The sequence below is a fragment of the Nonomuraea endophytica genome (assembly GCF_014203235.1).
In the GTDB taxonomy this organism is placed as follows: Bacteria; Actinomycetota; Actinomycetes; order Streptosporangiales; family Streptosporangiaceae; genus Nonomuraea; species Nonomuraea endophytica.
The window spans coordinates 432,907-454,179 of sequence record NZ_JACHIN010000005.1 but is presented as its reverse complement, the minus strand read 5'-3'; the positions used below and the strand labels follow the sequence as shown (position 1 = coordinate 454,179).

The following is a 21,273-nucleotide window of genomic DNA, read 5'->3' as shown; positions in this document are numbered from 1 at the left end:
ATGAGGACCAGGCGCCGTCGCGATGTCGGAGCGTCTGTCATGGGCCCGCTGCGGCCACGGGCTCCGCCAGCAGGTCGAGCACGATGGTGGTCTGACGTCCGAGGGTACGGCCGGCCAGCATCGACCGGATCGGCACCCGGATCCCGAGCTCCTGGTTGACCTTCCTGGCCAGGCTGGTGATGAGCAGCGAGTCGCCGCCGAGCTGGAAGAAGTCGGACTCGGCCGTCAGATCCGACTGGCCCAGCAACTCCGCCCACAGCCCGGCCAGCACCGCGGGCGCGTCCGTGGCCCGATCCGCCGGGACCTCGTCCCAGGAGGGGCTCTCGACGACAGACAGGGCGAGGTCCTGGGCGGCGGCCTCCGGAGCCACCCACCGAGGCCCGGCGAACGGATACGTGGGCAGGTGTACGCGCTGCCCGACCCCGCACAGCGCGCGCGGATCGACAGGCTGACCGAGGGTCCACAGCCGGCCCAGCGCGTTCAGCACCTCGTCGGCCGGGCGGGTGGAGGCGCGGCCGGGGGAGAGCGGCACGGTGACCAGGTTCGCTGCCAGGGCCGACAGCGTGGTGCCGGGGCCGATCTCGATCGCGACCGCCCCGGGCAGCGACAGGGCGGTGGAGGCCATGGCCTCGGCGTAGCGTACGGTGTGGCGGGCCTGTTCGATGAACGTCTCCGGGCTCACCACCACCCCGGCGGGAATCACCCGCCCGGTGCTGTTGGCCGCGTAAGGGAGCACGGGCCGCCGCAGCCGGATGTCGGTGAGCTCCATCGCCAGCTCCGGCACCGCGGGCTGGACCAGGCGCGTGTGGAAGGCGTGGCTGGTACGCAGCCTGCGGTGGAAGACCTTGTCGCCCAGGGCCAGCTCGAAGCGTTCGACCGCGGCGACGGTGCCGCCCAGCACGCAGGAGTCGGCCGAGTTGACCGCGGCCAGTTCCAGGTCGACGCCGGCCTCCGCGGCCAGCTTCATGCCCTGCGCCTCCGGGCAGCCCAGCGCGATCATGGCACCGGCCGGGCAGCCCTGCATCGCGCTGCCCCGCACGGCCACGAACCGGGCCGCGTCGGGCAGCGTGAACACCCCGGCCAGGCAGGCGGCGGTGATCTCGCCGAGGCTGTGGCCGATCAGGGACGCCGGCCGTACCCCCAAGGCCATGAGGGCGGTGGCGGCGGCGTGCTCCAGCGCGAACAGCGACGGCTGCGCCAGCTCCGTCTCCCGCAGGTCGTCGGCGGGGAAGGCGGGATCGAGCAGCGCCCGCTCGACCCGCTCGGCGAGTTCCGGGGTGAAGCAGTCCAGGCAGGCGGCCAGCGCCGAGGGGAAGCCCGGCAGCGACCGCGCGAACGGCACCGCCATCCCCGGACGCTGGCTGCCCTGGCCGGGGAAGAGGAAGACGACCGGGGCGGGCCCATCCGTCGGACGGCGCCCCCGGGCCGCGCCGTCCGACAGGGCCAAGGCCACCTCGGCGGCCGTGCGCCCGGTCACCGCCAGCCGCTCCGGCAACTCCGCCCGGCCGGTGGCCAGCGTGAAGGACACGTCGGCCAGTTCGGGCGCCCGCGCGGTGAGGTGACCCGCCAGCCGGCGCGCCGCCCGATCCAGCGCCTCACGATCAGCCGCCGACACCAACACAAGCTGCGCGGGCTCCTCTTCCTGCCGATCGAGGCCGGACGGCTCATCCAAGAAGCGGTCGAGAGCGATCCCGGCGTTGTGGTGCGCGGGCGTCCCTTCCCGCGCGGGCGTCCCTTCCCACAGGTCGAGAGCGAAGGGGGCGAGGGGGGAGAGGGCGGTGTGGTGGGTGGGGGGTTGCTCGATGATGACGTGGGCGTTGGTGCCGCCGATGCCGAAGGCGCTGACCCCGGCGCGGCGCGGCAGCGGCCCGGTCCAGGCGGCCAGTTCCTCCGGCACGCGAAGGGGCGACTCGCCGGTCTCCAGCAGCGGGTTGAGCCGGGTGAACCCGGCCACCGGCGGCACGATGCCATCCCGCACCACCAGTAACGCCTTGACCAGGGCGGCGAGCCCGGCGGCCGCGTCGAGGTGGCCGATGTTGGCCTTGAGCGCGCCCACCGCCACCTGTCCCGGCCCGGCGCCCATGCCCTTGAGGGCTGCCGAGGCGGCCGACCACTCGATGGGGTCGCCGACCCGGGTGCCGGTCGCGTGCGCCTCCAGATAGCCGATGGACTCGCCGCCGACGTCGGCGGCGCCCAGCGCGGACCTGATCACCGCCTCCTGCCCGGCCACGGACGGGGCGTGGTAGCCGGCCTTGGCGGCGCCGTCGTTGTTGATCGCCGTGCCGAGGATGATCCCGTACGGCGAAGGCCCGTCGTCCAAGGCGTCGGCCAGCCGCCGCAGCACCACGCAGACCACCCCCGACCCGGCGACCACGCCGTCGGCCCGCGCGTCGAAGGGCCGGCAGGATCCGGCGGCCGACTGGATCCCGCCCGGCATGCACAGATGCCCGGCCTGCGGGAAGCCGAGCCCGGCCGCCACGACGACGGCCTGGTCGCAGTCGCCGGCGACCAGCGCCTGCACGGCCAGGTGGACGCCGACCAGCGAGGACGAGCAGGCGGTCTGCACGGCCATGGCGGGCCCGGTCAGGCCGAGCTTGTAGGCGATGCGGCTGGCCATGAAGTCGGGCTCGGTGCCGTGGATGACCTGGTCGAGCGTGGCCGGGTCGAGCGTGCGGCCGGCGACCAGGCTGCGCAGGTAGCCGCTACCGCTGCTGGAGGCGTACACGCCGGTGCGGGGGCCCTCGCCGGACCGTCCGGCCCCGGCGTCCTCCAGCGCCGCCCATGCCGCTTCCAGCATGAGGCGGTGCTGCGGGTCCATGAGCTGCGCCTCGCGGGCGCTGACCCGGAAGAGCGTGTTGTCGAAGCGGTCGGCGCCGTCGAGGTGGCCGCGCACGGGCACGTAGTCGGGGTCGTCGGCCAGCGCGGCCGGCACTCCGGCGGCCAGCAGCGCGGCCCTGTCGTAGCGCGTGGTGAGCACCGTCCCCGACGTCAGCGCGGCCCACCACGCGTCGAGGTCCTTCGAGCCGGGGAACCTGGCGGAGATTCCCGTCACGGCGATGTCGAGCGATCGGTCGCGGGCCATGAGCACACCTCCCGGGAACTGTCGAGCAATAGCTTGCCGGATTTGGCAACCATATGGCAACCTTTTGACAAGAATGTTGGAAAGCGGTGGCACGTGAGGGGAGTGGAAACCGTGCAGCCAGATTCGAGCTGGACGACGGGGCGCCCGTGCGCCTCGCTCAGCGAAGGCCTGCACGAGGTGCTCGCGCGGACGGCACTGTCACGACCGGACGCGCCCGCCTTGGTGTCGGGACACACCACCGTGACCTATGGCGAGCTCAACCGGACCGCCGACGCGTGGGCGGCCCGGCTGGCCGAGGCCGGAGTGACCAGGGGCGCCCGCGTGCCCATCCTGCTGCCGAGAAGCATCGAGCTGGTGATCGCGCTGCTGGCCGTACTGAAGACGGGGGCCGCTTACGCGCTGCTCGACCCCGCCTGGCCCGAGCGCCGCCTCACCGAGGTGACCGAGGACCTGGCCGCCGGGCTGGTGGTGTGCTGGCCGGACGCCGGCTGCCCCGACCTCGGGCTGCCGGTGTGGTCGCCGCCGGACGGGCCGGTCACCGTGCCGGACGGCTACCGGCCGGCCGCCGTCAGCGGCGGCGACCCCGCGTGCGTCTTCTTCACCTCGGGCACGACGGGACGGCCCAAAGGCGTGCTGACCCCGCATTGGGCCACGGCCCGGCTCTTCCAGCACGACGGGTTCGCCCGCTTCGGCGCCCACACGGTGATGCCGCTGGCCGCGCCGACCCCGTGGGACGCCTTCTCGCTGGAGTTGTGGTCGGTGCTGCTGAACGGCGGCACCTCGCTGATCGTCGAGGAGCCCTACCTGTCGGCGGGCTGCCTGCGCGCGGCCGTCGAGACCCACGGCACGGACACGATCTGGCTCACCAGCAGCCTGTTCAACATGATCGTCGACGAGGACGTCGACGCCTTCCACGGCCTGCGCCAGGTCATGATCGGCGGCGAGCGGCTGTCGGCCGGGCACGTGGCCAGGTTCATCGCCAGGCATCCGGTGATCGTGCTGCTCAACGGCTACGGCCCGGTCGAGAGCACCGTCTTCGCCACCACGCATCGCGTCACCGCCGCCGACTGCGAACGCCCCGGCGGCATCCCGCTCGGCCGCCCGGTGCCCGGCACGCAGGTGCACGTCCTGGACGGCGTCCGCCCCTGCGCCGTGGGGGAGACCGGCGAGATCTGCATCGCCGGAGAGGGCCTGGCACTCGGCTACCTCGGCGACGAGGAGCTCACCCGGGCCAAGTTCACCCACGTGCGGGTCGGCGGCCGCCGCACCCGCGTCTACCGCACCGGCGACCTCGGCGTCTGGAGCCCCGACGGCCTGCTGCACTTCCGCGGCCGCGCCGACCGCCAGGTCAAGATCCGCGGCCACCGCATCGAGCCCGCCGAGATCGAGCGCCAGGTCGAACGCCTCCTGCCCGCGGTACGGCACTGCCGTGTGCTGGCCCGTCCTGGCGACGGCGGCGCCGCCCGCGACCTGGTGGCGTTCTGCGTGCCGCAAAACCCCGGCGACCCGCTGGAGGCGGCGCTCGGCGCCCTGAACCTGGTTCTGGCCCCCTACCACCGCCCCGCCGCGGTGGTGAGCGTGCCCGCCTTCCCGGTGACAGAACGCGGCAAGCTCGACGAACCCGCCCTCCTGGCCCTGGCGCCGACCACCGCGCCCCAGCCCGGACCCGACGCCGATGCGGTCTCGGACGATCCCCTCGACAAGCTCGTGGCCGCCGTCTTCCGCGAGGTGCTCGGCAGGCAGGAAGTCCCCCACGACGTCCCCCTGGTCGAGCTGGGCGGCGACTCGCTGGCCGCCGGGCGGGTCTGCGCCCGGCTGTCGGCCCGCCTGGACCGGCCCGTCCCCGTCTCCCGCATCTACGCCCACCCCACCGCCGCCGCCCTGGCCGCCTGGCTGCGTACCACCGCCGGCCAGGACGGCCAGGACGGCGCCCCGGCCGCCTGCGACGTCGTCCCGCTGACCCCCATGCAGGTCGTCTACCTGACCAAGCACCTGGTCTCACCCGGCGACCGCACCGCGCACTGCCTGCTCACCTGGACCGTCGAGGGCGAGCTCGACCGCGCCGCCCTGGAAGCGGCCGTGGCCGCCGTGCACCGCAAGCACGAGCCGCTGCGCGCCGTCTACCTGGCCGACCCCAGGCCCGCCGCCTGGACCTCGCCCGACATCCCGCCCCCGCCCCTGGAAGTGCTTCCGGCCCGGCCGGACGTCGAGGCCGCCGTCCGCGAACTGCGCACCGCCCTGGCCGACCCGCTGGAGCTGACCGGTGGCGAGGTGTGGCGCACCGCGCTGGTCCCCGTCACGCCAAACCTGGCCGTCTTCGGCGCGGCCGTCCACCACATCGCCTTCGACGGCTGGTCGGAGTCCGTCCTGGCCGCGGACCTGGCCGACGCCTACAACCACGGCCACTGCGGCCCCGCGCCGCGGCCGAGCCGCCACCCGGTCGCCGCCGACCTCGCCGACCACCGCGACTACCTGCTCGACGAGCTCACCGGAGTCCCCGAGCTGCGCTGGCCCGCCGACGAGGTGAACCCGCTGGCCGGCGGCCCCCGCCACCTGGAGAGCCCGCTGGCCCCCGCCGTCGTGGCCCGGGTCGACGAACTGGCCGCCCGGCTCGGCGTCACGCGCTTCGCCGCGCTGCTCGCGCTGTGCGCGAGCAGCCTGGCCGAGGTGACCGGCCAGCGCGACTTCGCCGTCGGCGTCCCCATCGCCCAGAGGTACGGCCCGGCCCTCGACCGAGCCGTCGGCTGCCACATCAACATGCTCTGCGTCCGCCTGCGCGACAGCGCGCTGGACGGCGGCCCGGCCGCGGTGAGGGAGACCGGGAACGTCGTCGCCAGAGCGTTCGCCGCCCAGGACGTGCCCTTCCCCGAGGTGCTGCGGCTGGTGAACCCGCCGCGCACCGACCGCCCGCCGATCTACCAGACGCTCTTCGCCCTGCAGGACAACGCGCCCGCCGGGCTCGCGCTGAGCGGGCTCAGGACCGCGTTCGTGCGGCAGCCGTACCTGGAACTGCCGCTTGAGCTGCACACGGAGCTGTGGCCACGGGCGGACGGCGGCCTGCGGATGGTCGTCTCCTACCGGCCGCAGACCGTCGCGGAGAGCACCGCCGAGGAGTTCGCCAAGCGCTTCACCGACCGCCTGCACACCATCCCGTCAGGAGTCCGGCCATGACGGCACCCACGATCGAGCCCGCCAGCCTTGCCGATCCCGCGCTGTTCGCCGACGGCGACCCGCACGGGCTCTGGCGGTGGATGCGCGCGCACGCGCCCGTGCACTGGCATCCGCCGGGCGAACTGCCCGGATTCTGGTCGCTCACCCGTTACGAGGACGCGCGGGCGGTCTACCGGGACGCCCAGACGTTCAGCTCGGCGCGCGGGGTGCTGCTGCGGCCCGTGCGCTGCGGCGAGGACCCGGGCAACGGGCGCACGATCGCGCTGACCGACCCGCCGCGCCACCGGCGGATGCGCGGGCTGATCGCCGGCTGGTTCGGCGAGCGGGCCGTGCGCTCGGTGGAGGAGAGCATGCGCCCGCTGGCCCGCCGCCTCATCGCGCGGGCCGCCGAACGCGGCACGTTCGACTTCGTCGACGATCTGGCCGCCCGCTTCTCCCTGTCGGTCATCTGCGGCATCATCGGCGTCGCCGAACGCGACCACGACGACCTCTTCCGCTGGAGCAACGCCGCCTTCGACGCCAAGGGCATCGCCCACCAGCGCGTCATGCAGTACTTCCTCGACCTCATCTACGACCGCATGGCCGAGCCGGCCGACGACATGATCAGCGCGCTCGTCCACGGCAAGGTCGACGGCGAACTGCTCACCGAGGAGGAGATCCTCCTCAACTGCGAAAATCTGCTCGGCGCCACCGAGAACGGACGGCTGGCGCTCATCGGCGGCATGCACGCCTTCCTCGAACACCCCGCCCAGTGGGAACGGCTGCGCGCCGAGCGCGGCCTGCTGGCCACGGCCGGAGAGGAGGTCCTGCGCTGGACCTCCAGCGGCACCCACTCCATGCGCACCGTCACCCGCGAGACGAGCGTGCGCGGGGCGCGGATGCGGCCCGGCGACCGGGTCGTGGTCTGGCTCCCTTCGGCCAACCGGGACGAGTCCGTCTTCCCCGACCCCGACCGCTTCGACATCACCCGCACCCCGAACCGCCACCTCGCGCTCGGCGGCGGCGAACACTTCTGCATCGGCGCCACGCTCGTCCGCGCCGAGATGCGCGTGCTCTTCGACGAACTGCTGGAGTCCGGCCACCGCATCGAACAGGCCGGCCCCGCCGTGCCCGTGCGCTCGATCGCGGTCAGCGGGCTGGCCCATCTCCCGGTGAGGATGACGGCACGATGACCCAGATGTCCACGCTCGACCGCCTGTCCAGGCCCGCCTCCGAGTCCGCCATCGAGGTGCGGCGGCTGGTCAAGACGTTCAGGACCGCCCGCCGTTCCCCGGGGGTGCGCGGCGCGCTGCGCGCGCTGATCGCGCCGGAGCTGGAGTCCAAGACCGCCGTGGACGACGTCTCCTTCTCCGTCGCGACCGGCGAACTGCTGGCGCTGCTCGGACCCAACGGCGCCGGCAAGTCCACCACGATCAAGGTGCTGACCGGCATCCTGACCCCGACCTCCGGGCAGGCCACGGTGGCCGGCGTCGTCCCCTACCGCGAGCGCGAGCGCAACGCGCGCAACATCGGCGCCGTCTTCGGCCAGCGCACCCAGCTGTGGTGGGACCTGCCCGCCCGCGAGTCGTTCCGCATCCTGCGCGACATCTACGGCGTCGCCCCCGGCGACTACAAGGCCAGGATGCGCGAGTTCGACGAACTGCTGGAACTCTGCTCCTTCTGGGACACCCGGGTCCGGCACCTGTCGCTCGGCCAGCGCGTGCGCTGCGACCTGGCCGCCGCCCTCCTGCACGACCCGCCCGTGGTCGTCCTCGACGAGCCCACCATCGGCATGGACGTCGTCGCCAAGGAACAGGTGCGCGAGCTGCTGCGCCACCAGGTCGAGCGGCGCGGGCGCACCGTCCTGCTCACCACCCACGACATGACCGAGGTCGAACGGCTGGCCGAACGCGTCGTCCTCATCAACCACGGCCGCATCGTCCTGGACGGCACGCTCACCGAGATGCGCGAGCGCTTCGGCCGGGGCTGGCGCGTCCACGTCACGCTGACCGGCCCCGACGAACGGCCCTGCCCGCCCGGCCTGACCGTGCTCGAACGCGACGGCGCCCGGCTCGTCCTCGGCCCCACCGGCGGCGCCGACGCCGTCCCCACGCACCAGGCGCTCAAGCGCATCATCGAGCGCTACGAGGTCATGGACATCCGCGTCGAGGAGAGCGACCTGGAGGACGTCATGCGCGCCGCCTACCGCGACGCGCGGCAGGAGTCGCCAGCGTGACCATACTCGCCGTCCCATCAGGCTGGCGCACCGGCGCCATCACCGCCGTCACCGAATGGCACTCGCCGAGCCGGATGACCGCCGCGGGGCTGCGGCTGGCCGTACACCTGTTCCTGGTGGTGTGCCTGTGGCACGCCCTGTACGCCGGCACGACCGTCAGCGCCGGACTGACCGAGGCGCAGGCGGTCACCTACGCCGTGCTCGCCGTCCTCATCGTGCGCCCGCGCGCCAACGACCGCTACAGCGCCAGGGACACCGTCATCCAGCACATCAACTTCGGCACCATCGTCTACTGGTTCCTGCGCCCGCTGCCCGCGCGCCGCTACTACTTCTTCCGCGCCGCCGGCGACCAGGTGTACGGCCTGGCCTGGGCGCTGGCCGGCTACCTGGTCTGCCTGGCGGCCGGCGTGCTGGACCCGCCGCCGAGCGCCGGGGCCGCACTCGCCTTCGCGGCCACGTTCGCGCTCGGGCAGGCGGTGACGTACTACCTGCTGCTGCTGACCGACCAGCTGTGCTTCTGGACGATCAAGAACAGTTCGGCGGTGGACATCATGATGTTCACGCAGAACCTGCTGTCGGGGGCGTACGCGGCGCTGTGGTTCTTTCCCGGCTGGTTCCAGGCGCTCAGCGCGGCGCTGCCGTTCCAGGCGACGATCAACGTTCCGCTGTCGTTCTACGTCGGCCGGCTGCCGCTCTCCGAGCTGCCTGGGCAGCTGGCGCTGCAGGGGTTCTGGGTGCTGCTGCTGGCGGCGCTGACCAGGTTCCTGTGGACCAGGGCGGCCGGTCGCGTCGTGGCGCAGGGAGGATGAGGATGCGCGGCTTTCTTCCGGCGTGGGCGCTGGCGTTGCGGGTGGTCGGGCTCACCTTCCGGGCGCAGCTTGAATACCGGGGCGAGTTCTGGATGCGGGTCGCGCTCGGCCTCGCCTGGCAGACCTCGATCATCGTGTTCGCCACCGTGCTGCTCGGCCGCTTCCCCGGCATGGGCGGCTGGTCCAGCGACGCGGTGCTGATGATCGCGGCCGTGCGGATGCTCGGCCACGCCTTCTACGAGGTGTTCTTCGGCCGGGTGGGGGAGCTGGCGGTGCTGGTGCAGGAGGGCAGGTTCGACGCGTTCCTGCTGCGGCCGCTGCCCGTCTACCGGCAGGTGCAGCTGTCGGCGTTTCCCAGCAACGCGCTGGGCGACCTGCTCGTCGGCGGGTCGCTGTTCGCGTGGGCGGTGTGGAGCATCGAGCTGGAGTGGGCGCCGTGGCAGATCGCCTACATCGTCGCCGCGCTGGTCGGCGGCATGCTGGTGGAGGCGGCGGTCTTCACCGCGCTGTCCAGCCTCCACCTGCACTTCCCGTCGGCGATCACGTGGAGCTACTGGACCGAGGAGCTCATGACCACGTTCGGCAACTACCCGCTGAAGATCCTGCCCGGCGTGATCAGCGGCGCGTTCACGTTCGTGGTCCCGCTGGCCTTCGTCGCCTACTTCCCGGTGGCGGTGCTGACCGGCAACACCGCGGGGCTGGGGGTGCCGGTAGCGGTGGCCGCGGCGGCGCCGCTGATCGGCCTGGCCGCCTTCGCCGGTTCGCGGGTCCTCTGGAACTGGAGCCTGACCCGCTACACCGGCGTCAACGGCTAGCGATCAGGCCTTGCTGTAGAGCGTGGTGGCCAGGATCTTCCAGATCTCGGCCGCCAGCTCGACGTTGAGCGCCTCCTGCGCCTGCGTGGCGAGCGTGCGCAGCGCGGTGTTGCCCTCCTCGACCTGGCCGTCGAGGATGAGCAGCTGGCTGCGCAGCGCCTGGAACCTGATCCGGTCGCGGAAGGACAGCAGCAGCTCGCCCACCTCGCCGATCCGCTCGACCAGCTCACGGGCCTGCTCGATCCGGCCCTCCTCGAAGGCCAGGTGGGCGCGGAGCGTGAGCAGCTGCTGCTGGTGCAGGTCGGTGCCGACCAGGTCGAGCACCGGCCCGACCTCGTCCAGCCTGGCCGCCGCCCGGTCGGTCAGCGGCGGGGTGATCTGCAGGTAGAGCGAGGCGGCGGCGAGGCGCAGCCGCATCCACAGCTGCAGGTCGCCCCGGCTGTCGAGGCCGAGCAGCGCGCGCTCCAGCGCCTCCTGGGCGCCCAGATAGTCGCCCTGCCGGATGCGGACGGTGGCCGAGGCCCACAGCGCCTTGATGAACAGCGTGCCGCCGGCCTGCTCCGTCACCTCGCACAGCTCGTCGGCGTGCGCCCTGGCCTCGGCCAGCCGGCCGGCCTCCGCCTCGGCCGAGACGAGTGCCTGGAGCGCGCCGGCCCGATCGGCGGTGGACAGGTCGGGGGAGAGCGAGTAGGCCTCGTGCGCGTAGTCGCGGGCCCGCGTGTTGTCGCCGAGGGCCTGCACACACCGCGACAGCTCGGTGCGCGAGCGGGCGCGCAGCTCGGGCGAGCCCAGGCTGTCGCTCAGCGCGACCAGCTCATGCAGAAGCTGCAGCTCCTCGTCGTGGCGGCCCTGGCCGCCGCGGATGCGGGCGAGCAGCCACATCGCCTGCCAGCTCAGGGCGGGGTTGACGCGGTCGTCTGCGCGCAGGGCGTCGGCCAGGGCCTCGCCCGGGTCGCCGGTCTCCTCCGCTGAGGTCACCGAGGCCAGCACCTGGGCCAGCGACTGCGGTTCGTGCGCGGCGTCGAAGGCCGACACCGGCACGCCGAGGCGTTCCGCCAGGTGCTCGACGACGCGGGCGGTGGGCGGGCGGGCGCCGGACTCCAGCCGGGAGAGATAGCCGGTGGACAGCCCGCCGGCGGCGAGCGCGGCCTGCGACAGCCCGCGTTCGAGACGGAGCGCCCTGAGGCGATGGCCGAAGGCCGGTTGAGCGAGCATTCCTTCTCTCAGCAGACATTATGAGGCGTGTGCATTGTGTCAGAAACTAATCACATTGTGCCAGAAATGGCAACGTGATGTCGGTCATCGATGACTGGATGTGACCTTGGCAACACGCTGCAATGGGCACATGCTGCCGCACACAGATGCTGCAGGGGTGGTGGTATGCCTGGAAATGTGTAAGTCATGACACTCACGGGGATAGCGGGGGCGTCGCTGGCGATTGCCGGTCTTTCTGGAGTACGCGCGGTCGCCTTCGACTTTAACGGCACCATCACCAGCGACGACGAACTGCAATATCTCGTCTACGCCGAAACGGCCGCCGCCGAGCTGGGCGTGGAGCTCGACCGCCCTTTCTTCCGCGCCAGACTCGACGGCCTGAGCGATCAGGACCTGTTCCATGAGATCCATCGTGCCTTCCGCCTGCGGCCACCGACGCCCGAACAGCTCGAACGGCTGGGCCGGGTCCGCCTGGCGCGTTACCTGGATCGCCTGCGCACGGTGTCGCCGGTCCGGCCCGAGGCGGCCGTGCTGATCCGGCGCCTCGCCGTCCACCTGCCGCTGGCGCTCGTCACCAACGCGCCGCGCGCCGAGGTGGAGCCCGTGCTGGCGCTCGCCGGGCTCACCCACCTGTTCGCGACCGTGCTGTCGCGCGAGGACGTCACACACGGAAAACCACACCCGGAGGGATATATCACGGCGATGGAGCGGCTCGCCGAAATAGTCCCGAGGTTACGCCCCGAAGACATCGTTGTCTTCGAGGATTCGGCGGTTGGAATTTCGGCCGCCGGAGCCGCCGGAATGCGCACCGTGGCCGTTCACCCGGCCGCCGGAAAGCACGCCGACCTGATGTGCGCCGCCATGGCCGAAATGGAGTTGGCACGAGAGGGATGGACAATTGGCTGACCTCAAGCTGAGCGTCGCGGTCATGTATCACCCGAGCCGGGAAACGGCCGCCAAGGCGCTCGCCGCGCAGTGCGCGGAGCTCTCACCCAGGCTCGTCGCCGACCCCGACCCGACCGGCCCGCCCAGCCCTCTGCGCACCGCCAAGCGCGCCTGGGCGGCCTGCCCCGCCGAGGCCACCCACCACCTGGTCCTGCAGGACGACGTGGTGCTCGCCAAGGACTTCGTCGCGCACCTCAAAGCGGCCATCCGGCAGCGCCCCGGCCACGGCATCGCCCTCTACGTCAACCGCAACAGCCCGCGCAACTCCTACCTGTTCCGCCGGGCGGCGGCACTCGGGGTGCCCTGGGCGGCGCTCTCACACCACGAGTACACCCCGACGCTCGGCTTCCTGCTGCCAGCCGACCACGCCCGCGCGCTGGCCGCGCGCCTGGCGGAGGTGCCGGACGAGTACCGCGACGACGACGAGGTGGTGACGGTCTTCTGCCGCGAGCGCGGCGTGCGCGTGGTCTCGGTCGTGCCCAGCCTCATCGACCACGGCGACCTGCCCAGCGTCGCGGGCAACGACGATCACGGGGTACGGCACGCCGTCGCCTTCGCCGACCACGCCGGGATCGACCCGTCCTCCTGGGCCGGGGGCGCGGCCGACGGGGTCGCCTGGCCGTGGCCCGGCCTGCCGTACACGCTGGAGCTGCATGACTCGCGGTGCCTGATCAGGTTCGCCCGCCCGGTTTCGGGCGAGCCCGTCGACAACCTGTTCGGCTGGTACTGGCACGACTGGTGCGACCTGCTGGGCGTCGTCGCGGACGAGGTGATCGACGGGTGGACGGCGTACATGGAGGACATCTCGCTGTTCAAGCCCGTCAGCGTGGCCGGGCTGGTCTTCCCCTACGCCGCCGCGCTCGAGGTGTGGGCAGCGGGCTACATCCTCGGCTTCGACGTCTGCTCCTCGCGGCCCGGCAGCCGCCCGCCCGACCCGGTCTCGCCGACCTTCCGCGCCGGCGTGGCCTCGTGGCTGGCCGGCGGGCTGAGCCGGGAGGACGAGGAACGCCTGGACTCCTACGGCCGGGCGGAGCTCGCCGACATGTGCGTGGCCGGGTTCGGTGCCGGATGCGCGGCGACCGTGCTGGTCGCCAGCCTGGAATGATCTTCAGAAGGAGGTCAAGTGAGATGTATCCGACGCTGCCCTTCGACCTGCTGTCACGGATGGCCCGGCGGGAGGCCGGAGCCCTGACGCTCGTCCCGGACCTGCGGGTGCGGACCGACCGGCCGGAGCCGGAGATCCTGTTCACGTTCGTCCCGTGCCGGTGGTGCGCCGCCGCCGGCCCCGCCCTGCCGCCGCTGCGCGAGGTGGCCGTGGTGGAGAAGCCGAGCCTGGCGCGCGACACCACACTGCCCGTGCTCACGCTGCTGCGCTGCGAGGAGCTCACCGCGCGCTCGCTGCTGCCGCTGAGCCTGATCAGGACCGCGCCCGCCGCGCCGCAGCCGCGCTTCAGCACCCGCGCGGCCTACTGGAGCCGGTACGTGCCCGCCGACTGGACCTCGCCATCCGCCGTGGACCGGGGCCTGGAGCTGCTGGACGCCAAGGAGAGCTGGCTGGACGCCTTCCGGCCCGGGGCCGTGCCGTGGACCTGGGGCGAGGAGGTGGTGCTGCCCGCCTCCACCCGCGCCGCCGCCCATCCCGGCGTGCCCGACCGGCCGACCGACGAGGTGGCCGCCGGCCGCCGCAGCCTCCACTTCCTGACCCCGCACGCGGCCTCCGCCTACACCGCCCGCCTCAACGACGCCTACCTGTTCGCCCGCATCACCGCCGTGCGGGCGGCACTGAGCACCCAGGACCACATCGCCTACGCGGTCTGACCCAACCCACCCCCAACACCCACGGCACGCTCGCAAACCCGAAATGTCTAGTGGCTCCGCCAGATTCCGAGGGGCTGCCGCGGGGCCGGGCCGGGAAGCGGGGCCGGTTGCCGGGGCGACGGACGGGGCTATCGAGCGGGGGTGTCGGGGGCGAGGGAGGCGGTGATGCCGTCCAGGACGAGCGTGAGTTTGCGGTCGAACCAGACGGCGGCCGGCTCGCTGAGGGCGGCGCGCATCAGGGTTTCGATCTCGGGTCCCACGCCCTCGGCCCACGCGTCAGCCGTCGCCACCCGCACCGGCCCGTCCGCCGCGGGCCGGTCCATCTGCTGCCCCCGCCCGAACACGTCCACCGTCAGGTCGAACACCGTGTCCACCGCGAGGAAGGCCCGCTCCGGCGTGAACCCGCACGAGACCAGCTGCCGCACCGCCGCCCCGAACCGCACCATGATCTGCGACGGGAACCGCGTCAGCCGCAGGAACTCCTGGATGAGCCCCGGGTGCTCGTCGAGCAGCCGCCAGATCGCCCACGCCTGCTCGCGCAGGTCGGCCCGCCAGTCGCCGGTGGGAGGCGGCCACTCGGCCCGCTGCATGGCCCGGTCGATGGCCAGGATGACGAGCTCCTGCCGGTCGGTCACGTGCCGGTAGAGGGCGGAGTGGCTGACGTGCAGCCGTTCGCCCACGGTGGCCAGCGTCAGGTTGTCGAAGCCGACGGCGAGGGCGGCGTCGGCGATGGCCGGGCGCGTGATGCGGGGCGGCCGCCCGCGGGGGCGGCCGAGTACTCGCCACTGGGGTCGTTCCTCGGCCATGGCCCCATTGTCCCCTACGCCCGCCCGGCCAGCCTCCACCCCTGCGCCCGCGACCGCTCCCGCCAGAACGCCGCGTAGCGCCCGTCGCGGGTGAGCAACTCGTCGTGGGTGCCGAGTTCGGCCACCCGCCCGGCCTCCAGGACCACGATCTGGTCGGCGCGCGCGATCGTCTGCAGCCGGTGCGCGATGACCAGCAGCGTGCGCTCGCGGGCCAGCGCCGACAGCGCGTCCACGAGCGCCGCCTCGTTCTCGGGGTCGAGCGCGGCGGTGGCCTCGTCGAGCAGCACGATCGGGGCGTCCTTGAGCAGGGCGCGGGCGATGGAGACGCGCTGGCGTTCGCCTCCTGACAGGGTGGCGCCGCCCTCGCCGACCCGGGTCTGCCAGCCGCCGGGCAGGCGCTCGACGATCTCGTCCACGCGCGCCGCCCGCCCGGCCGCGCGTACCTCGTCGTCGGTGGCGGCGGGGCGGCCGAGGCGGATGTTGTCCTCGACGCTGCCCTCGAAGAGGTAGACGTCCTGGAACACCATGGAGACCATGCCCATGAGCCGCTCGGTGGACAGTTCGCGCACGTCCTGGCCGCCGACGCGGACGGTTCCGGAGCCGGTGTCCCAGAAGCGGGCGATGAGCCGGGTGAGCGTGGTCTTGCCCGAGCCGGACGGGCCGACGAGCGCGGTCATGGTGCCGGGGGCGACGGTGAAGGAGACCTCGTGCAGGACGGGCGCGTCGCCGTAGGAGAAGCCGACGTCCTCAAGCTCCACCGACGGTACGGCGGGCTCCTTCGGCGAGCCGGGCTCGGGCAGCGCGGGCGTGGACAGGAGCTCGTTGACGCGCGCGAGGCTGCCCCGCGCCAGCCGCAGCTCGGCGCCCACGTCCGCGGCGGCCAGCAGCGGCTCGGTGAAGCGCACGGCGAGGACGAGCACCCCGGCCAGCTCCGGCACGTCCACCGAGCCGCCGAGCGCGAGCGCGCACCCGGCGATCAGCGTGACGGTGAAGGCGAGCTGCACCGACAGCGCGACCGCGCCGAGGCCGGGCAGCGCGGTGCCGAGCAGCCTGCGCAGCGCGGTGCGCTGCCGGGCCAGCGCCTTGTCCAGCAGGTCGAAGCCCTCGCTGGTCCGCCCGAAGGCGCGCAGCACCGCCTGCTGCTGGGCGAACTCCACGACCCGGTCCCCGGCCTCGGCGGCGGCGTCGTGCACGGCGGCGTCGTTGCGCTGCACGAGCGCGGCGGTCCAGCGGAAGGCCAGCCAGATCAGCGGCGCCGTGGCCAGCGCGGCCAGGGCCAGCCGCCAGTCGAAGAAGAGCATGCACACCAGGACGGTCGCCGGCGTCACGACCGCGGTCACCAGCACCTGCATGAGGTGGGCGGGCACGCTCATGACATCCATGACGCCCTTGCCCGCCAGCTGCCCGAGCCGGCCCACGCGGTCGCCGCTGAACCAGCCGACCGGCAGCGTGGCCACGTGGTCGCCGATGCGGTGGAACAGGCCGCGCATGGCCGACAGGCCGACGGCGTAGCCGTACCGGGACTGGATGTAGTGGGCGACGGCGGTGGCGGCGACGACGGCGGCGAAGACGGTCAGCCAGCCGGTCGCGGACTGACCGCCGAGCAGCGCCCGCAGGACCGGCACGAGCAGGGCGAACGTCAGTCCCTGCAGGACGGCGTAGACGGCGGTGATGGCGAGCTGCCGCCGGAAGCTCGCGCCCAGGAGGGTGGTGAGGCTGCGGATCATCGGACGACCTCCTCGTCGTGGGTCCAGTCGCGTTCGCTCGCGCGGGCGTAGGCGGCCCACTGGCGGGCGTAGGGTCCGTCCTGGGCCAGCAGGTCCGCGTGCACCCCGCGCTCGCCCACGGCGCCGCCGTCGAGGACGAGGATCTGGTCGGCCCCGGTGATCGTGGACAGCCGGTGCGCGATGACCAGGAGCGTGCGGCCGGCGATCAGGGTGGACAGGGCGTCCTGGATGGCCGACTCCGACTCGGGGTCGGCGAACGCGGTGGCCTCGTCGAGCACCAGGATGGGCGCGTCGGCCAGCAGCGCGCGGGCGATCGAGACCCGCTGGGCCTCGCCGCCGGACAGGTGGGCGTCCTCGCCGATCACCGAGTCGTAGCCGCGCGGCAGGGCCAGGATGCGATCGTGGATCTGCGCGGCCCTGGCCGCCCGTTCGATCTCCTCCGTGCCGGCGCCGGGGCGGCCGAGCGCGATGTTGGCGGCGACGGGGGCGCGCAGCAGCTGCACCTCCTGGAAGACGAAGCCCACGTGCCGGTAGAGCCGGTCGGAGCCGATCGCCCGCACGTCCTGCCCGCCGATGAGGACGGCGCCCTCGGTGACGTCGTGGAAGCGGGGCAGCAGCTTGGCCAGCGTCGACTTGCCCGACCCCGACGGGCCGACCAGCGCGGTGACCATGCCGGGCTCCATGACCAGGTCGATCTCGCGCAATACCTGGGTCTCGCCGTCGTAGGAGAAGCCCACGCCGCGAAACTCCACCCGGCTGCCCTCCGGCGCGACCGGCTCCTCCGGCTCAGGCAGGACCGGGCTGTCCAGCAGCGCGGCGACCTTCCCGGCCGACTCCGCCGCCCGGCGCAGCCGCATCGAGCCCATGTCGAGCGTCAGGAACGGGGCAGTCAGCCCCACGCCGACCAGCGCGAACGGCAGCACGTCCGGCGCGGCCAGCCAGCCCTGCGAGACGAACAGCGCGCCGCCCGCCAGCACGACGAGCAGCATCGTCGGCGGCGAGATCAGCGCCATGCTGAGTCCGCTGAGCCGCAGCATCGGCCGTACCCACGCGCCGAAGAAGTCGGCGAAGTCGTCCACCGCCTCGGCGAAGCGCCGGTAGGAACGCTGCGTCTGCCCGAACGTCTTGATCACCGCGATGCCGCGGACGAACTCGACGACCGCCGCGTTGATCCGCTCGTTCGCCTCGGCCCAGCGGCTCATCTGGTCGCCGAAGCCGCGCATCATCACCGCGAAGGCCACCGCGAACAGCGGCACCGGCAGCAGCGTGACCAGCGTGAGCCGCCAGTCCACCGTCAGCAGGTACGCCAGCGCCGCCAGCGGCGTCACCACGGCCGCCAGCAGGTCGAGCAGGGCATGCGCGACCAGGTGGTGCATCTCCCTGACGTCGTCCTGCACGGCCTTCTTGACCTGGCCGGAGTTGCGGTCGGTGAACCAGCCGAGCGGCACCCTGGCCAGGTGCGCCGCCATCCGCCTGCGCAGGTGCAGCTGCAGGTCGGCATCGGCGAAGTGCATGATCGCGCCGGCCGCGCCGAAGGCGAGGAAGCGCACCAGCAGGCCGCCGATCGCCACCGCCGCGATGGTCCAGACACGCGCTCCGTCGGGCGGGCCCGGGGCCAGCAGTTCCCTGGCCAGCTCCGCCACGCACACGAACGGCACCAGCGCCGACACCGCGTACACCACCTGCAGCGCCGACGCCGCCACCACCCGGCCGCGGATCGGCGCCATGAGATCCATCAGCGCCGCGCGATCGCTCATCGGGGGCCTCCCTGGTCGTCGAGGAGAGCGGACAGCATGGGCCGGAACTTCAGCCACGTCTCGGCCAGCTCCCGCTCCGGGTCGGAGCCGGCGACGATGCCGCAGCCGGCGAAGAGGGTCGCGACGGCGCCGTCGAGCAGCGCCGAGCGCAGCGCGACCGCGAAGTCGCCCTCGTGGCCGGCGTTCACCCAGCCGATCGGGCCGGAGTACCAGCCCCGGTCGAACCGCTCGGCCGCGCGCAGCCAGCCCAGCGCCTCCTCGCGGGGGTGGCCGCCGACGGCCGGCGTCGGGTGCAGCCGCTCCACGAGGTCGAGCACGCCGGTCGTCTCCGGGTCGGCGATCCGGCCGCGCACCCGGCTGTGCAGGTGCCGTACGTGCGGCAGGTCGAGCACCTCCGGCTCGTCCGGCGCCTCCACCTCATGGCAGACCCCGGCCAGCGCGCCGCGCAGCATGTCGGTGACGATGGCCTGCTCGCGGCGGCACTTGGCGTCGCCGAGCAGCTCCGCGCGCAGCCGGGCGTCGTCGCCGCCGGTGCTCCCGCGCGGCAGCGTGGCGGCCAGGCTCATCGTCTCGGCCCGCCCGCCGCGCACCGCCACCAGCCGCTCGGGGGTGGCGCCGGCGAAGGTCCTGGTGCCGGTCCCGGCCGCGAAGACGGTGGTGCCGGGCTGGGCGCCGACGAGCGTGTGCAGCAATCCACCCAGGTCCGGCGGGTACGGCAGGCGTACCCGCAGCCGGCGGGCGAGCACGACCTTGCTGAACCGGCCCGCCTCGATGTGGCCGACGGCCCTGGCCACCATCGCCTTCCACTCCCCGGCCGTGGGCAGCTCCTCGATCACGGCGCCGGTGACCGGGAGCGGCGGGCACGGCCGTACGACGGTGTTCGCCAGCCAGCTGACGGCGCGCCAGGCCGTACGGGCGGCATCGTCCTCGACGCCGTGGACCGGATCGGCGCGGGCGGCCAGGCACAGCGTGGCCGGGCCGCGGGCGCGCTGCGCGACCAGCACGCGCGGCACCCACATCAGCGAGCCGGGGCCGTCGCCGAAGGAGAACGCGCCCACCAGCGCGGGCGTGGCGCGGTCGCCGGGACCGCCGCCGACCATCGTGCGCGCCGCCCGTTCCCACGCCCGGCGCACCTCGGCGAAGCGGTTGGGGCCCTCGGCGGGGAAGGCGGCGGCGCGGTCCATGGCCAGGATCGTGAGGTCCCCCGACGACCAGAAGAACGTGCCGCGCGACGGCGTGGACGGCAGCAGCGGCTCGACCCGCTCGATCTCCTCGCGCCACACCGCCAGGACGGGGTGCCCGGCGTTCCCGGCCTCGGCCGCGGCCTTGGCGCAGATCTCCTCGAATCCGGCGTGCATCAGCCGACCATCGCGGTCAGGGCCTTCTTGCTGACCTTGCCGAGAGGGGTGAGGGGGAACTCCGCCATGATCCACAGCCGGTCGGGCACCTTGAACGCGGCCAGCCCGCGCTCGCGCAGGAACGCGGCCAGCTCGGCCAGCGTCGGCGGCTCGCCGCGCGGCACCACGCAGGCGCAGCCGCGCTCGCCGAGCACCTCGTCGGGCACGCCGACCAGCGCGACCTGGCGGACCTTCGGGTGGGCGAGCAGGTGGTTCTCGACCTCCTCGGCCGCGATCTTGTCGCCGCCGCGGTTGATCTGGTCCTTCACCCGGCCCTCGAAGACCACGTGGCCGGTGGGCAGCAGGCGCACCAGGTCGCCGGTGCGGTAGAAGCCGTCGGAGGTGAAGGACTGCGCGTTGTGCTCGGGGGAGCGGTAATAGCCGCGGATCGTGTACGGCCCGCGCGCCAGCAACTGCCCGATCTCGCCCGGCGGCACGTCCCTGTCGTCCTCGTCGACCACCCGCAACTCGTCGGCCGGCGAGACCGGCAGCCCCTGGCTGACCAGCACCACCTCGGGCGGATCGGCGGGCCGGTGGAAGCCGCACAGCCCCTCGGCCATGCCGAACGCCTGCTGCAGCCGGCAGCCGAGCGCGGGCTCGACCCGGGTGGCCAGCTCGTCGCTCAGCTTGGAGCCGCCGATCGTGACGCGCCGCAGGCTGGACAGGTCGTGCTCGCCCCACTCGGCGGCCTCCATCCAGAGCAGCGCGACGCCGGGCACCAGCCCGGTCTCGGTTACGCCCTCCCGCTCGACCAGCGGGAACGTCTCGTCGGGGCTCGGCCCCGAGGCCAGCACGAGCGTGCCGCCCGCGTGAACGGTGGCCAGCAGGCCGTGGGTCAGCGGCCAGTTGTGGCCCAGCGGCAGGCTCACCAGGTGAACCGTGCTCGCGTCGTAGTCGCAGGCCTCGGCCACGGCCCGCCCGCTGTAGGCCCACTCCTGGTGGGTGCGGGGGACCAGCTTGGGCACGCCCGTGGTGCCGCCCGACAGCAGGAACAACGCCACGTCCGCCGGGTCGGGCCTGGGCAGCTCGACCGGCTCGGCCTCCGGGATGGTGGTCAGCACGTGTTTGAGCGCGGGCAGGCCGGCGCGTACCTCCTCGGCGAGCGCGCGGTACTCGGGCTCGTCGGGGATGGCGTACGCGGCCGCGCCGGTGAACGCGCAGAAGTACCCGATCTCGCTGGAGCGGTGGGCGGGCAGCGCGAACACCGGCAGCGCGCCGAGCCGGAACAGCCCGAAGATCAGCGCCACGAAGCCCGCGGTGTTCGGCAGCTGGACCACGACCCGGTCGCCCGGCCCGATGCCCAGCGCGAGCAGCCCGGCCGCGACCCGGTCGGCCCGCGCGTCCAGCTCCGCGTAGGTGTATCTCTCCTGTCCCACGACCAGGGCGGGCCGCTCGCCGCGCTCGCGGGCCCGGGCGCGCAACATCTCGCCCAGCGTCTCGTCTTTCCAGTACCCGGCGGCGCGGTATCGCTCCGCGAACTCCTCCGGCCAGGGCACGCACCCGTCCAGCACAGAAC

Annotated in this window: 15 protein-coding genes; 8 read left to right on the top strand and 7 right to left on the bottom strand. The window is 73.4% G+C overall.

Annotated features, from left to right (window positions below):
• Nucleotides 1-37: 37 nt before the first annotated feature.
• Nucleotides 38-3,082, bottom strand: coding sequence for a type I polyketide synthase (locus tag HNR40_RS20895; protein WP_184963734.1), 3,045 nt, complete (start codon nt 3,080-3,082; stop codon nt 38-40).
• Between the two features lie 111 nt (nt 3,083-3,193).
• Between HNR40_RS20895 and HNR40_RS20890 the strand changes: the two genes are divergently transcribed.
• The 5 genes from HNR40_RS20890 to HNR40_RS20870 are packed head-to-tail and all read left to right on the top strand — an operon-like array spanning nt 3,194 to nt 10,092.
• Nucleotides 3,194-6,253, top strand: coding sequence for a non-ribosomal peptide synthetase (locus HNR40_RS20890; RefSeq protein WP_184963732.1), 3,060 nt, complete (start codon nt 3,194-3,196; stop codon nt 6,251-6,253).
• On the top strand, nt 6,250-7,425 hold the full coding sequence (locus HNR40_RS20885; protein ID WP_184963730.1) for a cytochrome P450: 1,176 nt from the start codon (nt 6,250-6,252) through the stop codon (nt 7,423-7,425). The genes HNR40_RS20890 and HNR40_RS20885 overlap by 4 nt, the downstream gene beginning before the upstream one ends.
• Nucleotides 7,426-7,430: 5 nt before the next feature.
• A complete protein-coding gene (locus HNR40_RS20880; protein WP_184963728.1) occupies nt 7,431-8,468 on the top strand; it encodes an ABC transporter ATP-binding protein in 1,038 nt (345 codons plus the stop codon).
• Nucleotides 8,465-9,277, top strand: coding sequence for an ABC transporter permease (locus HNR40_RS20875; protein ID WP_221340617.1), 813 nt, complete (start codon nt 8,465-8,467; stop codon nt 9,275-9,277). The genes HNR40_RS20880 and HNR40_RS20875 overlap by 4 nt, the downstream gene beginning before the upstream one ends.
• A gap of 2 nt (nt 9,278-9,279) precedes the next feature.
• Nucleotides 9,280-10,092, top strand: coding sequence for an ABC transporter permease (locus HNR40_RS20870; RefSeq protein ID WP_184963726.1), 813 nt, complete (start codon nt 9,280-9,282; stop codon nt 10,090-10,092).
• Nucleotides 10,093-10,095: 3 nt separating this feature from the next.
• On the opposite strand, the gene HNR40_RS20865 is transcribed toward HNR40_RS20870, so the two are convergent.
• Nucleotides 10,096-11,307 carry a helix-turn-helix domain-containing protein gene (locus HNR40_RS20865; RefSeq protein ID WP_184963724.1) on the bottom strand — a complete coding sequence of 404 codons (1,212 nt, stop codon included), beginning with the start codon at nt 11,305-11,307 and terminating at the stop codon, nt 10,096-10,098.
• A 186-nt stretch (nt 11,308-11,493) separates the two neighbouring features.
• On the opposite strand from HNR40_RS20865, the gene HNR40_RS20860 reads away from it, so the two are divergent.
• Genes HNR40_RS20860 through HNR40_RS20850 form a run of 3 tightly spaced genes read left to right on the top strand, consistent with a single transcriptional unit; the run spans nt 11,494 to nt 14,070 of the window.
• Entirely contained in the window at nt 11,494-12,213 is a 720-nt protein-coding gene (locus HNR40_RS20860) for an HAD family hydrolase (protein ID WP_184963722.1), read from the top strand.
• On the top strand, nt 12,206-13,357 hold the full coding sequence (locus HNR40_RS20855) for a hypothetical protein (protein WP_184963720.1): 1,152 nt from the start codon (nt 12,206-12,208) through the stop codon (nt 13,355-13,357). Before HNR40_RS20860 ends, HNR40_RS20855 begins: the two co-directional genes overlap by 8 nt.
• 23 nt (nt 13,358-13,380) lie before the next feature.
• Complete coding sequence (locus HNR40_RS20850) at nt 13,381-14,070, top strand: hypothetical protein (protein WP_184963718.1); 690 nt, start codon at nt 13,381-13,383, stop codon at nt 14,068-14,070.
• Nucleotides 14,071-14,198: 128 nt separating this feature from the next.
• Here HNR40_RS20850 and HNR40_RS20845 read toward each other — a convergent pair whose 3' ends face one another.
• The 5 genes from HNR40_RS20845 to HNR40_RS20825 are packed head-to-tail and all read right to left on the bottom strand — an operon-like array spanning nt 14,199 to nt 21,268.
• Nucleotides 14,199-14,876: a TetR/AcrR family transcriptional regulator gene (locus HNR40_RS20845; RefSeq protein WP_184963716.1), complete on the bottom strand. Its 678-nt coding sequence runs from the start codon at nt 14,874-14,876 to the stop codon at nt 14,199-14,201.
• Between the two features lie 14 nt (nt 14,877-14,890).
• The gene (locus HNR40_RS20840) at nt 14,891-16,603 is read right to left on the bottom strand and encodes an ABC transporter ATP-binding protein (protein WP_184963714.1); all 1,713 of its coding nucleotides are present in this window, start codon (nt 16,601-16,603) and stop codon (nt 14,891-14,893) included.
• Nucleotides 16,600-18,360, bottom strand: a complete 1,761-nt coding sequence (locus HNR40_RS20835) for an ABC transporter ATP-binding protein (protein WP_184963712.1) — start codon at nt 18,358-18,360, stop codon at nt 16,600-16,602. The genes HNR40_RS20840 and HNR40_RS20835 overlap by 4 nt, the downstream gene beginning before the upstream one ends.
• The gene (locus tag HNR40_RS20830) at nt 18,357-19,718 is read right to left on the bottom strand and encodes an isochorismate synthase (RefSeq protein WP_184963710.1); all 1,362 of its coding nucleotides are present in this window, start codon (nt 19,716-19,718) and stop codon (nt 18,357-18,359) included. The genes HNR40_RS20835 and HNR40_RS20830 overlap by 4 nt, the downstream gene beginning before the upstream one ends.
• On the bottom strand, nt 19,718-21,268 hold the full coding sequence (locus tag HNR40_RS20825) for a (2,3-dihydroxybenzoyl)adenylate synthase (protein WP_312896452.1): 1,551 nt from the start codon (nt 21,266-21,268) through the stop codon (nt 19,718-19,720). The genes HNR40_RS20830 and HNR40_RS20825 overlap by 1 nt, the downstream gene beginning before the upstream one ends.
• Nucleotides 21,269-21,273: the final 5 nt, after the last annotated feature.

What these genes read in the sequence shown, in the direction of transcription:
- HNR40_RS20865 (WP_184963724.1), bottom strand. Translation starts at nt 11,307, where the DNA reads ATGCTCGCTCAACCGGCCTTCGGCCATCGCCTCAGGGCGCTCCGTCTC.
- HNR40_RS20850 (WP_184963718.1), top strand. Translation starts at nt 13,381, where the DNA reads ATGTATCCGACGCTGCCCTTCGACCTGCTGTCACGGATGGCCCGGCGG.
- HNR40_RS20845 (WP_184963716.1), bottom strand. Translation starts at nt 14,876, where the DNA reads ATGGCCGAGGAACGACCCCAGTGGCGAGTACTCGGCCGCCCCCGCGGG.
- HNR40_RS20835 (WP_184963712.1), bottom strand. Translation starts at nt 18,360, where the DNA reads ATGAGCGATCGCGCGGCGCTGATGGATCTCATGGCGCCGATCCGCGGC.
- HNR40_RS20840 (WP_184963714.1), bottom strand. Translation starts at nt 16,603, where the DNA reads ATGATCCGCAGCCTCACCACCCTCCTGGGCGCGAGCTTCCGGCGGCAG.
- HNR40_RS20860 (WP_184963722.1), top strand. Translation starts at nt 11,494, where the DNA reads ATGACACTCACGGGGATAGCGGGGGCGTCGCTGGCGATTGCCGGTCTT.
- HNR40_RS20830 (WP_184963710.1), bottom strand. Translation starts at nt 19,718, where the DNA reads ATGCACGCCGGATTCGAGGAGATCTGCGCCAAGGCCGCGGCCGAGGCC.
- HNR40_RS20870 (WP_184963726.1), top strand. Translation starts at nt 9,280, where the DNA reads ATGCGCGGCTTTCTTCCGGCGTGGGCGCTGGCGTTGCGGGTGGTCGGG.
- HNR40_RS20880 (WP_184963728.1), top strand. Translation starts at nt 7,431, where the DNA reads ATGTCCACGCTCGACCGCCTGTCCAGGCCCGCCTCCGAGTCCGCCATC.
- HNR40_RS20895 (WP_184963734.1), bottom strand. Translation starts at nt 3,082, where the DNA reads ATGGCCCGCGACCGATCGCTCGACATCGCCGTGACGGGAATCTCCGCC.
- HNR40_RS20885 (WP_184963730.1), top strand. Translation starts at nt 6,250, where the DNA reads ATGACGGCACCCACGATCGAGCCCGCCAGCCTTGCCGATCCCGCGCTG.